11 protein-coding genes and 1 tRNA gene are annotated in these 12,218 nt (G+C 61.9%); 6 read left to right on the plus strand and 6 right to left on the minus strand.

Translation table 11 applies throughout. The features are described 5' to 3' along the window. The first annotated feature begins 18 nt into the window (after positions 1-18). The 4 genes from AB5Y91_RS01005 (at position 19) to aceA (ending at position 4,192) form a co-directional block, all read left to right on the plus strand. Positions 19-95: transfer RNA gene (locus AB5Y91_RS01005), tRNA-Pro, on the plus strand. 259 nt (positions 96-354) lie between these two features. Next, complete coding sequence (locus AB5Y91_RS01010) at positions 355-495, plus strand: hypothetical protein (RefSeq protein ID WP_163135121.1); 141 nt, start codon at positions 355-357, stop codon at positions 493-495. A gap of 703 nt (positions 496-1,198) precedes the next feature. Next, complete coding sequence (aceB, locus tag AB5Y91_RS01015; protein WP_368168864.1) at positions 1,199-2,806, plus strand: malate synthase A; 1,608 nt, start codon at positions 1,199-1,201, stop codon at positions 2,804-2,806. 72 nt (positions 2,807-2,878) lie between these two features. Then, positions 2,879-4,192, plus strand: coding sequence for an isocitrate lyase (gene aceA / locus AB5Y91_RS01020; RefSeq protein ID WP_111910109.1), 1,314 nt, complete (start codon positions 2,879-2,881; stop codon positions 4,190-4,192). A gap of 106 nt (positions 4,193-4,298) precedes the next feature. Here the strand turns inward: aceA and hda are convergent, their stop codons facing one another. From hda to upp, 3 genes are all read right to left on the minus strand, one after another. Beyond that, positions 4,299-5,000 (minus strand): DnaA inactivator Hda, encoded by a 702-nt coding sequence (hda, locus tag AB5Y91_RS01025; protein WP_162520047.1) that lies wholly within the window; start codon positions 4,998-5,000, stop codon positions 4,299-4,301. A gap of 102 nt (positions 5,001-5,102) precedes the next feature. Continuing rightward, the gene (locus AB5Y91_RS01030; protein ID WP_368168865.1) at positions 5,103-6,131 is read right to left on the minus strand and encodes a DUF2066 domain-containing protein; all 1,029 of its coding nucleotides are present in this window, start codon (positions 6,129-6,131) and stop codon (positions 5,103-5,105) included. A 143-nt stretch (positions 6,132-6,274) separates the two neighbouring features. Next, positions 6,275-6,901, minus strand: coding sequence for a uracil phosphoribosyltransferase (gene upp, locus AB5Y91_RS01035; RefSeq protein ID WP_005302745.1), 627 nt, complete (start codon positions 6,899-6,901; stop codon positions 6,275-6,277). A 175-nt stretch (positions 6,902-7,076) separates the two neighbouring features. Between upp and purM the strand changes: the two genes are divergently transcribed. Both purM and purN read left to right on the plus strand, forming a co-directional pair. Next, entirely contained in the window at positions 7,077-8,114 is a 1,038-nt protein-coding gene (gene purM / locus AB5Y91_RS01040; RefSeq protein WP_106886372.1) for a phosphoribosylformylglycinamidine cyclo-ligase, read from the plus strand. Between the two features lie 8 nt (positions 8,115-8,122). Further along, the gene (gene purN / locus AB5Y91_RS01045) at positions 8,123-8,761 is read left to right on the plus strand and encodes a phosphoribosylglycinamide formyltransferase (protein ID WP_368168866.1); all 639 of its coding nucleotides are present in this window, start codon (positions 8,123-8,125) and stop codon (positions 8,759-8,761) included. Between the two features lie 118 nt (positions 8,762-8,879). Here purN and AB5Y91_RS01050 read toward each other — a convergent pair whose 3' ends face one another. The 3 genes from AB5Y91_RS01050 to AB5Y91_RS01060 form a co-directional block, all read right to left on the minus strand. Next, positions 8,880-9,641, minus strand: a complete 762-nt coding sequence (locus tag AB5Y91_RS01050) for a Nif3-like dinuclear metal center hexameric protein (RefSeq protein WP_368168867.1) — start codon at positions 9,639-9,641, stop codon at positions 8,880-8,882. A gap of 141 nt (positions 9,642-9,782) precedes the next feature. Beyond that, a complete protein-coding gene (locus AB5Y91_RS01055) occupies positions 9,783-11,117 on the minus strand; it encodes a sigma-54-dependent transcriptional regulator (protein ID WP_368168868.1) in 1,335 nt (444 codons plus the stop codon). A 55-nt stretch (positions 11,118-11,172) separates the two neighbouring features. After that, positions 11,173-12,207 carry a PAS domain-containing sensor histidine kinase gene (locus AB5Y91_RS01060; protein ID WP_106886368.1) on the minus strand — a complete coding sequence of 345 codons (1,035 nt, stop codon included), beginning with the start codon at positions 12,205-12,207 and terminating at the stop codon, positions 11,173-11,175. Between the last annotated feature and the right edge of the window lie 11 nt (positions 12,208-12,218).

Below are 12,218 nucleotides of genomic sequence, written 5' to 3' on the forward strand. Positions count from 1 at the left end.
CAGCCGAGCTGACTCCGTCGGTGTGTAGCGCAGCCAGGTAGCGCATCTGCATGGGGTGTAGAGGGTCGGAGGTTCGAATCCTCTCACACCGACCATTTTCCCCGAGAAATAGCCCAGTCAAACGACTGGGCTATTTTTTTGCCTGTTTTCTGCCCATCCCCTGCACGCCCTCTTCTTATCTCACCCCTGTGGCTTGCACAGAGGCCGTGCCGGCATAAATTTTATACAGAACCACTTGAAGCTTTCATAAAGTCCCGCTAGGATACGCAACTTTTCCGCCGGCCATCAGACAGGGAGGTGGCGTCAGGGTGAGGGAATCACCAACCGGCTTGCAATCCATTGAGGCAAGCACCCATGAACCAAGCAGTCGACACACAGCCCGATCAGCCCCTTCTCTCCTCACCCCATTCCGATCCCGAATCCACCGACACCGGCCTCGGCGGCACTGTGCATCTGGACGTGATCGATCTCGCCGCGCCGGATGATGACTACTGAGGCGGATCTGGCCCAGTCCCTCTCCAACCCTGAGGACGAAAGGCCGGTTTTGCTGTCCGGCACCCCGTCCCGACCCGGCTAAAAAGCCGTCAACGAAAATAACCATAAAATGCTGATAAACATCCAGGGATTGGTGTTATTCACTACTTCGTTCCCCGTCATCTCCCTCCCCCCTGCTCCTGCTCCTTGATACAAACCTACGTTATTGCTCGTCATTTCCACCACCTGCCCTCCCCTGTACCCGCTTCGCAAGATTTGATCATTTGGTTTTAAACAGCAGTTCACCGCTCAACGGCTTCACATGCCAGATGCCGACTGTGTTGGCAGCAGGCATTTCATACAGCTGTTTTCGCAAAGCCTGGAGTAAGGTCGGGATTTGTTTTTGCATTGGTAATTTTATTACGTAATTAATTACATTTTTGATGTGCCGCACCTGGCTCTTTCATCCCCCCTGACGGCCTTGCCAGCCGAGAGCATAACCATCTGCGTAGAGCTTTTATGCTAATCACATAAACACTTTAAAAACATCAACTTAAATACCAACCAAAAACACCTGTTTTAAAAATCAAGTTGACGAACCAAGCATTATTTTGCACCTTATGAGTCGTGTTACCCCGCTGTTACGGGGAGTTTAAGAGAAACGGATATAGACGTTAGTCGTAGTTAGTAAGTTCAAAATGTAACTTTCAAAGGAGTGAAACCTATGTCGGCACCGGCCCAGACCATCAGCAGCACCCGTCTGCGCATCCAAGGCGAGATGCTTCCCGATTACGCGCAGATCCTGACGCCGGATGCGGTGGCCCTGGTGTCCGAACTGGTGGAACGCTTCGCTCCTCAGCGCAATGAACTGCTGAAACAACGGGTGGCTCGCCAGGCCCGCATCGATGGCGGCGAGTTGCCGGACTTCCTGCCCGAAACCGCCCACATCCGCGAAGGCAGCTGGACAGTGCGCGGCATTCCCGCCGATCTGCAAGACCGCCGTGTGGAGATCACCGGACCGGTCGAGCGCAAGATGGTCATCAACGCCCTCAACGCCAACGTAAAAGTCTTTATGGCGGACTTCGAGGATTCACTGGCCCCCGCCTGGAACAAGGTGATCGAGGGTCAGATCAACCTGCGCGATGCGGTCAACGGCACCGTCTCTTACACCAGTCCGGAAGGCAAGGCTTACACCCTCAATCCCGATCCCGCAGTGCTTATCTGCCGGGTGCGCGGCCTGCACCTGCCGGAAAAACACGTCACCTTCGATGGCGATGCCATCCCTGGCGGCCTGTTCGACTTCGCCCTCTACTTCCTGCACAACCACAAGGCGCTGCTGGCCAAGGGCTCGGGCCCCTACTTCTACCTGCCCAAGCTGCAGAGCAATCTGGAAGGACGCTGGTGGAGCGAGGTGTTCGCCTGGACCGAAGACAAGTTCGGCCTGCCCCGCGGCACCATCAAGGCCACGGTCCTCATCGAGACCCTGCCGGCGGTGTTCGAGATGGACGAGCTGCTCTATCAGATGAAGGATCACATAGTCGCCCTCAACTGCGGCCGCTGGGACTACATCTTCAGCTACATCAAGACCTTGAAGAACCACCCTGATCGCGTCCTGCCGGATCGCCAGGTGGTGACCATGGACAAGCCCTTCCTGTCGGCTTATTCACGGCTGCTGATCAAGACCTGCCACAAGCGCGGCGCCCTGGCCATGGGTGGCATGGCCGCATTCATTCCGGCCAAGGATCCGGCAGTGAACGCCGAGGTCTTTGCCAAGGTGAAAGCGGACAAGGAGCGTGAAGCCAACAACGGCCACGACGGCACCTGGGTCGCCCACCCCGGCCTCGCCGATACCGCCATGGGAGTGTTCAACGTCGCCATCCCGGCAGGCGCCAAGAACCAGATAGGCGTACTGCGCGAGCAGGATGCCCCCATCACCGCCGCCGAGCTGCTGGCCCCCTGCGAGGGCGAGCGCACCGAGGCGGGCATGCGCACCAATATTCGGGTCGCCCTGCAATATCTGGAGGCCTGGATCAACGGCAACGGCTGCGTGCCCATCTACGGCCTGATGGAAGATGCGGCCACCGCCGAGATCTCCCGCACCTCCATCTGGCAGTGGATCCGCCACGGCAAGAGCCTGTCGAACGGCCAGGTGGTGACCAAGGCGCTGTTCCGCCAGATGCTGGCCGAGGAGCAGCAGGTGGTCAAAGCCGAGCTGGGCGATGCCCGCTGGCAGGCAGGTCGCTTTGCCGAGGCGAGCGAGCTGATGGAGCAGATCACCTGCGCCGACACCCTGATCGATTTTCTGACGCTGCCCGGTTACGAGCGGCTCTGAATCCGGGCCCCGAAAGGGACTCGTCCATAACAAATCAATGGAAACGTGAAATCAATGAAAGAGGGAACTGATATGGCACTGACCCGTGAGCAACAGATCCAGGCTATCGAGAAAGACTGGGCAGAAAACCCCCGCTGGAAAGGGATCAAACGCGGCTACAGCGCCGAAGACGTGGTGAACCTGCGTGGCAGCCTGCAGCCGGCACACACCCTGGCCCAGCGCGGCGCCGACAAGCTGTGGGAGCTGATCCACGGCGGCGCCAAGAAGGGTTACGTCAACTGCCTCGGCGCCCTGACCGGCGGCCAGGCGGTACAGCAGGCCAAGGCGGGCATAGAGGCCATCTACCTCTCCGGCTGGCAGGTGGCGGCGGACAACAACTTGTCCTCCACCATGTACCCGGATCAGTCTCTCTACCCGGCCAACTCTGTCCCGTCCGTGGTGGAGCGCATCAACAACTCCTTCGCCCGTGCCGACCAGATCCAGTGGGCCAACAAGGTGGGCCCGCAGGATGCCGGTTTCATCGACTACTTCCTGCCGATAGTGGCGGACGCCGAAGCCGGTTTCGGCGGCGTGCTGAACGCCTTCGAGCTGATGAAAGGCATGATTGAAGCGGGCGCCGCCGGCGTGCACTTCGAAGATCAGCTGGCCTCGGTCAAGAAGTGCGGCCACATGGGTGGCAAGGTGCTGGTGCCGAGCCAGGAAGCGGTGCAAAAACTGATCGCCGCCCGTCTGGCCGCCGACGTCTGTGGCACCACTACCCTGGTGATCGCCCGTACCGACGCCAACGCCGCCGACCTGCTGACCACGGACGCCGATCCCTACGATGCCGGCTTCCTGACCGGGGAGCGTACCGCCGAGGGCTTCTACAAGGTGCAGGCCGGTATCGAGCAGGCCATCTCCCGCGGCCTGGCCTACGCCCCTTACGCCGACATGGTGTGGTGTGAAACCGCCAAGCCGGACTTGGACGAGGCACGTCAGTTTGCCGAAGCCATCAAGGCCCAGTACCCGGACAAGATCCTGGCCTACAACTGCTCTCCCAGCTTCAACTGGAAGAAGAACCTGGACGATGCCACCATAGCCCGCTTCCAGCAGGAGCTGTCCGACATGGGCTACAAGTACCAGTTCATCACCCTCGCGGGCATCCACAACATGTGGTTCCACATGTACGAGCTGGCCTACCAGTACGCCCGTGGCGAAGGGATGAAGCACTACGTCGAGATGGTACAGCAGCCGGAATTTGCCGCTGCCGAGCGTGGTTACACCTTCGTGGCGCACCAGCAGGAAGTCGGTACCGGTTACTTCGACAAGGTGACCACCGTCATTCAGGGCGGGCAGTCGTCCGTCACTGCACTGACCGGCTCCACCGAAGAAGATCAGTTCCACTAATCACCCCATGACGCGAGCCACCTCGCTCGAACAAAAACCCCGGCCTGGTGCCGGGGTTTCTTTTTATCTGCCATTTAAACGTCGGTCAGACACGCAATCGACAGCATTAGAGCTCGAGTATCTCTTTGACAAAGGGGATGGTGAGCTTGCGCTTGGCGCGAAAGGAGGCGTTGTCGAGCTGATTGAGAGTGGTGAGCAGGGTGCGCATGTCGCGGGACAAGCGGTTGAGCAGGAAGCGGCCCACATCTATGGGCAGTTTGAAGCCCCGCAGCTCGGCACGCAGCTGCAGGGCACTGAGCTTGCCTTCGTCATCGAGCTCGTCGAGATGGAAACTCACTCCCCAGTCGAGGCGAGAGGCGAGATCCGGCAGTTGCAGCCCCAGCTTGCGCGGCGCGCTGCAGCCGGTAACCACCAGGGTCCCCTCTCCCTTCTCCCGCCAGCGATTGTAAAAATCGAACAGGGCCCGCTCCCAGAGCCCATTGCCGGCGATGGCTTCCAGGCTGTCGAGACAGACCAGGGGCAGGCTTTCGAGGGCGTCGAGCATGCTGGGATCCAGCTGTTCGAACTGATCCAGGGAGAGATAGGCGGCGGCAGCGTCGCGGGCATTGACCTCGGCGCAGGTGGCGTGCAGCAGGTGGGAGCGTCCGGAGCCCTTGGCTCCCCAGAAATAGAGGAAAGGAGCGCCCTGACCGATGGCCGCATTCTTGAGGGCGGTGATCAGATGGGCGTTGTTGCCGGGATAGAAACTGACGAAGGTTTCATCATCCGGTAATTGTACGGCTAAAGACAGTTGGGCCGGTTGCTTCACTCGTTGGGCTTTGACTGTGATATTTGCGGGCAAGTGTATCACCAGAGCGGCAGATAGAGAACCGCCCGGGTCATGCCGGGCGGTCTGGAACTTCCCCTGGGATCAGGGCTGCGACCATTGGTAACGCAGACCGCTCTCATTGTCTTCGACCTGGTGCAGGCGACTCTCCAGTTGCAGACCCCTTACCAGCTCGGCCTTGTCCCCCTGAAGCGACAGGTTGAAGGTGACCTTGTCCCCCTCCAGCTTGCCGATCGCCACCTTGGTGACGCTCGCCATGCCCTGCAACATCTTCTGTATCTGGATCATGCCGTCGATGCCGGACAACCCTTCCACCACCAGGGTCTGGCTGGAGACGACCCCGGACAGGCGAGTGCCGTACTGCTGTACCAGCCAGCCCGCCAGCGCATCGGCCATGCCCTGCGCCACCTCGGCCTGGGTACCTGAGCCGGCCCCCTTGGTCAGCTCGGTCAGCTCTGCGCCGCCCGAAGCCCCCGGCTTGGCGCCATAGAGCCCCCAGTCGATGCTCCACTTCTCCCCTTCCGGCGTCAGCTTGCCCAGCACCACCATCTCGGCGCCATAGCGCTCGCTCGCCTTGAGGATGGGGTCGGCGAAACGACCCCAGACATCGGTGGCGCTGACCGCCATGTTGTCATCGAGATCCATCAGCGGGATGCTGACCGGCAACCCCATGGCCTGGGCCTGACCGCGCAGGGCGGCGGACCAGCCGTCGCTGGACTGATCCGGCAGAATGCGGCGCTCCCCTTCATCTATTACCAGCCAGATCGCCATTTGCGGGCGGACGGGACCGAGCAGGGGGAACTTGCTCTGGCCTACCAGGGCATTGACCTTGGCCACGTTGAAATCGGCCTTGAGAAACTTGACCGGCCCCACATCCTGATAGCCGTAGTGCTGCACATAGTCACCGGGAGTCGCCAGCGCCTTGACCACCTCGGGCTGGGTGAGGATGTCGCGCCTGCCGGTCACCTTGACGAGCACCTCCCCCAGAGCCTGGGACTGGGCGGCCGTCATGTCGCCGCTGGTAGGCGCCTTGCCCTGGTAGAGATCGGTCACCTGGGCAGCCGACACCATGAGTGGCAGACAGCAGAGGAGAGTCGCTAAGCGTTTCAGCATAAAGAAGATTCTCGAAATGGGGGATGCTGCTTATGGTAGCGGCAAGGCGCGCATGGCAGCAAGCCGAAGGGCGGGATAAACGACGGAGCCGGCAAGGTGCCGGCTCCGTTTGCGCTCAGAGAGAGCGGCTATGACGTCAGGGGTTACTTGGTGCCGAAGATCTTGTCACCGGCATCCCCCAGACCCGGGACTATGTAGCCCTTCTCGTTCAGCCCCTGGTCGATGGAGGCGCAGAACAGCTCCACGTCGGGGTGAGCGGCTTCCAGCGCCTTGATCCCTTCCGGGGCGGCAACCAGCACCAGCACCTTGATGGACTGGCAGCCTTTCTTCTTCAGCAGGTCTATGGTGGCTATCATGGAGCCGCCGGTGGCCAGCATGGGGTCGATGACCAGGGCCAGACGCTCTTCGATGTTGCTGACGATCTTCTCGAAATAGGGAACCGGCTGCAGGGTCTCTTCATCGCGGTAGATACCGACCACGCTGACACGGGCACTCGGCATGTGCTCGAGCACGCCATCCATCATGCCAAGACCGGCGCGCAGGATAGGCACGACTGTGACCTTCTTGCCCTTGATCTGGTCAACTTCCACTGGCCCGTTCCAACCATCGATGGTAACTTTCTCGGTTTCGAAGTCAGAGGTCGCTTCGTAGGTCAACAGACTGCCCACTTCCTTGGCCAGTTCACGGAAACGCTTGGTGCTGATGTCGCCTTCGCGCATCAGGCCGATCTTGTGCTTGACCAGGGGGTGTTTGACTTCAACGACTTTCATTATTATCTCCTCGAACCGGCGCCAAAAAATCGCGGAATCATACAACAAAAGCCACGGCTTGTAGAGCTTTTCCACGTAAAAACGCGCAAACGATTTTCTTTCTGCTTTTACCCGCCCACTGGTAGAATACGCCCCGAATTTTACCCTCCACTTCTCTATATGACGGGGAATACGCGTGACTGACAAAACCTCACTGAGCTACAAGGATGCTGGCGTAGATATCGATGCCGGCAATGCACTGGTTGAACGTATCAAGGGCGTGTCAAAGCGCACTCGTCGTCCTGAAGTCCTTGGTGGTCTTGGCGGCTTTGGGGCCCTGTGTCAAATCCCTGCTGGCTACAAGGAGCCGGTACTGGTATCCGGTACCGACGGTGTGGGCACCAAGCTGCGTCTGGCCATCGACCTGAAGAAGCACGACACTGTGGGCATCGATCTGGTGGCCATGTGCGTCAATGACCTCATCGTGCAAGGCGCCGAACCCCTGTTCTTCCTCGACTACTATGCCACCGGCAAGCTGGATGTGGACACCGCCGCCGCCGTGGTCACCGGCATAGGTGCAGGCTGCGAGCAGTCCGGTTGCGCCCTGGTGGGCGGCGAGACCGCCGAGATGCCAGGCATGTATGAAGGGGAAGACTACGACATCGCCGGTTTCTGTGTCGGTGTGGTGGAGAAGAGCGAGATCATCGACGGCAGCAAGGTCGGCGAAGGGGATGCCCTGATCGCCCTGGCCGCGAGCGGCCCCCACTCCAACGGTTTCTCCCTGGTGCGCAAGATCCTGGAGGTCTCCCAGGCCGACGTGCATCAGCCGCTGGGTGAGACCACCCTGGCCAACGCCCTGCTGGAGCCGACCCGCATCTACGTCAAACCGGTACTCAAGCTCATCAAGGAGTGCGAGATCCACGCCCTGTCCCACATCACAGGTGGCGGCTTCTGGGAGAACATCCCCCGCGTGCTGCCCGCCAATACCCAGGCGGTCATCGACGAGCAGAGCTGGCAGTGGCCGGCGGTGTTCAGCTGGCTGCAGCAGGCCGGCAACGTCACCCGCCACGAGATGTACCGCACCTTCAACTGCGGCGTCGGCATGATCATTGCCCTGCCGGCGGATCAGCTGGACAAGGCGCTGGCCCTGCTCAAGGCCGAAGGCGAGAATGCCTGGCACATAGGCCATATCGCCAAGGCGGCCGATGGCGAAGAACAAGTCATCATAAAATGACCTCCCCTATGAAACGGATCCTGGTGCTGATCTCCGGCAACGGCAGCAACCTGCAGACCCTTCTCGACCACTGCGCCAGCGGCAAGATTGCCGGTGATGTGGTCGGAGTCATCAGCAACAAGGCCGATGCCTACGGGCTGGTACGCGCCAGGGAAGCCGGGGTGGCCACCGCCATCCTGGCCCAGCAGCAGTTTGCCAGCCGGGCCGAGTATGACGCCGCCCTGCTGGCGCTGATGGCGGACTATCAGCCGGATCTGGTGGTACTGGCGGGCTTTATGCGGATCCTGAGTGCCGACCTTGTGCGTCACTTCGCAGGAAGGATGATCAACATCCACCCCTCGTTGCTGCCGAAATACCAGGGCCTGCATACCCACCAGCGCGCCATCGAGGCGGGGGACAGCGAGCACGGTGCCAGCGTCCACTTTGTCACCGAAGAGCTGGACGGCGGCCCGGTGATCCTGCAGGCCCGCGTTCCCATCTTCGAAGGGGACAGTGCCGACGAGGTGGCCGCCCGGGTCCAGGTCCAGGAGCACAGCATCTACCCCCTGGTGGTGCAGTGGTTCTGCGAGGGACGGCTCAAGATGCAGGAGGGCGCAGCCCTCTTGGATGACGTCCTGCTCGGTCCCGCGGGCTATGCCAGCGAGTAATCGCTACTCGCTGCATGCAAAATGTAACAAGGGAGGCTTAGGCCTCCCTTGTCATTTCTATCGACCAGCGCAATTGCTGTCATCACGTCCGATTACGCCGCTGCACGGCTAATCGAACCTACACCGGATTGTCGATATCGATAAAGGTCACCTCCAGGCCATGTACGGTGGCAAGCCACTCCCCCAGCGCCTTGACGCCGTAACGCTCGGTGGCGTGGTGACCGGCGGCGTAGAAGTGCATCCCCATCTCACGGGCCGTGTGGATGGTCTGCTCCGAGGCTTCCCCCGAGATGAAGGCATCTATGCCCTGCTCGGCAGCCTGATTGATGTAGCTCTGGCCACCGCCGGTGCACCAGGCAACCGAGCTGATGAGCTCGGGGCCGCTGTCGCCGCAGTGGAGTGGCTCGCGGCCGAGGCGATCGGCAATCAGCCTGGCAAAGTCAGGCCCGCTCATGGGGGTTTCCAGCTTGCCGACCATGGCCACGCTCTTGCTGTTCCAGGGCTCCAGGCCGCGGCGCACCTTGATGCCGAGCAGCTTGGCGAGCTGGGCGTTGTTGCCCACCTCGGGGTGCACGTCCAGCGGCAGGTGGTAGGCGAAGAGGTTGATGTCGTGGGTCAGCAGGGTCTTGAGACGGCGCTGCTTCATGCCGGTGATCTGGGGCGGTTCCCCGCTCCAGAAGTAGCCGTGATGGACCAGGATGGCATCGGCATCCAGGGCCACGGCCGCATCGATCAGGGCCTGGCTGGCGGTGACGCCGGTGACCACCCGGCGAATGCGCTCGCGCCCCTCCACCTGCAGCCCGTTGGGACAGTAGTCCTTGATGGCATGAGGCTCGAGCAGGTGATTGAGCACGGTTTCCAGTTTGCGATGAGAGATCATAGGAGTCCCTTGTAAAGGCGCTGCTCCCCCTTGTCTGCGATCAGGCTCTTGTGTGCAGTCACAACGGGGCCCAGGCTCATGATGCCGAGGGCCCCATGATAATCGAGCCGGGCCAGCAAGGCCATGACACCGGCAATGGTGCTAGGCGGGCAGCTCTATGCCGGCGTCACGCATCTGGGCCAGCTTGTAGCGCAGGGTGCGCGGGCTGATGCCGAGCTTGTCGGCCACCTCCTTGCGGCTGCCGTTGCACTCCTGCAAGGTGTCCAGGATGATCTGGTGCTCCTGCTGCTTGAGCTCGCCCCCCAGCCCCTCTCCCGACAGACGCTCGAGGGGACGCACCAGCTCCTCGTCCGTCTCCTCCAGGATCAGATGCTCGCAGCCGATGAGCCCCTCGGGGCAGAGGATCAGGGCCCGCTGCACCACGTTGTCCAGCTCGCGTACGTTGCCGGGCCAGGGGTGGGCCAGCAGGCGCTCGCGCGCCTCATCGGCCAGCTGCGGCGTCGGCAGCCCCTGCTGACTGGCATGGAGCGTCAGCAGGTGCTCCGCCAGCGGCAGTATGTCGCCGGGCCGCTCCCAGAGGGAGGTCCAGCGCAGGGGGAAGACGTTGAGACGGTAGTAGAGATCCTCGCGAAACAGCCCGTCCTGCACCGCTTTTTTCAGATCCCGGTTGCTGGTGGCGATGACCCGCACGTCGAGGGGGATCATCTTGCGGCTGCCGAGCCGCTCCACCTCTTTCTCCTGCAGCACCCGCAGCAGCTTGGCCTGCAGCCCCAGATCCATCTCGGTGATCTCGTCGAGCAGCAGGGTGCCCCCCTGGGCCTGCTCGAACTTGCCCGGGCACCCCTGCACGGCGCCGGTGAAGGCCCCCTTCTCGTAGCCGAACAGGGTCGCCTCCAGCATGTTCTCCGGGATGGCGGCGCAGTTGATGGCGACGAAGGCCTGCTCGGCCCGGCTGGAATTGTCGTGGATGTAGCGGGCCAGCACCTCTTTGCCCGTCCCGCTCGGGCCTGTCACCATGACGGTGGCCTCGCTCCTGGCGACCCGGGTCGCCAGCTGGAACAGCTCGGCGGTCTTGGGATCGCCGTACACCACGGCCCGCTTCTCCACTTTCTGGGCCGGCACATAGCGGCTGACCTGGTTGAGCAGCACCTCGGGCGAAAACGGCTTGGCGAGGTAGTCGATGGCCCCTTCCCGCATGGCGCGCACGGCACCGTCGATGTTGGCGTAGGCGGTCATCAGGAGCACCGGCACCTGGGGATATTGCTGGCGGATGTTGGCCAGCAGGGTGAGGCCGTCCATGCCTCCCATCTGGATGTCCGAGATCACCATGTCAAAGCGCTGGCGGGAGAGCGCCAGCAGGGCACGCTCGCCGCTGTCCACCTCGCGGCACTCGTAGCCGCCGAGCAGCAGGGTATCCACCAGCGCCTCGCGCAGACCGTTATCGTCTTCCACCACCAGAATACGGGCCTGGGTCATGCCACACCTCCAACAACCGGCCCGCAGGCCTTGCACCACAGGGACAAGATGGGATTCATGCTACACCTCCAAGCTGCACCGCTTGCTGATGCAGGGGGAACGACAGGGTAAAACAGGTCCCTTCTCCGGGGACCGAGGCCACGCTGACCTCCCCCTGATGGGCACGCACCACTGATTGCACCACGGCAAGCCCGAGGCCTGTGCCCTGGGAGCGGGTAGTGAAGAAGGGTTCGAAGATCTGGCTGAGCAACTGGGCAGGCATCCCCTTGCCATTGTCGAGGACGCGCATCTCCACCCGGTTGCCGCTGCGCACCGCGCTCACCAAGAGCGAATCGGCCCCGGCCTGCCTGGCGTTGGCGATCAGGTTGTTGATGGCACCGGCCAGGGCGCTGCTGTTGGCGAGCAGGCAGAGATCCGGCTCAGGCGCCTCCATGTGCAGCGCGCAGCCCTGCTGCTGGCAGAAGGCCTCGGCACCTGCCTGCACCTCAGCCAGCAGCCCCTGTACCGAGACCGGGGCCACCACCTGGTTGTCGCCGTTGCGGGCAAACAGCAGTATGTCGTTGATCTGCTTCTCGAGATCCTGCAATCGGGCCATCAATTTTTGCTGGAACTGGGTGCGGGATTCCGGTTTCAGGGTGCGATTCGCGAGGTTGGCCGCATAGAGCATGGCGGCGGAGAGGGGGGTGCGGATCTGGTGTGCCAGGGAGGCCGCCATGTTGCCCAGGGCAGACAACCGTTTCATGTGGTTGACCCTGTCCTGCAACTGGCGCGTCTCGGTGAGATCCGTGATGAACACCAGCTGGCCGGGCTGATCCGGCAGCGGCTGGGTGGAGAGTTGCACCCGGCGCCCATCGCGCAGGGAGATCTCGTGGCCATCATCTTCCCTGGGCTGGAAACAGCGGGCGATGATCTGGCGCCAGGCCTGTCCCTCCAGCGGCTCCCCCAGCAGGGTCAGGGCGGCCGGGTTGGCGCGGGTGATCCGCCCCTCCCCATCGAGCAGCAGCACGCCGGTCGGCAGTGCCGTGAAGATGGCATAAAGCTGACTCACTTCGTGTGACTGGAGCGGATTGTCCTGCTGCGAGATTGTCATAAAGCTGACCT

It is taken from the genome of Aeromonas sp. R4-3, from assembly GCF_040908275.1.
GTDB classification, from domain to species: domain Bacteria; phylum Pseudomonadota; class Gammaproteobacteria; order Enterobacterales; family Aeromonadaceae; genus Aeromonas; species Aeromonas rivipollensis.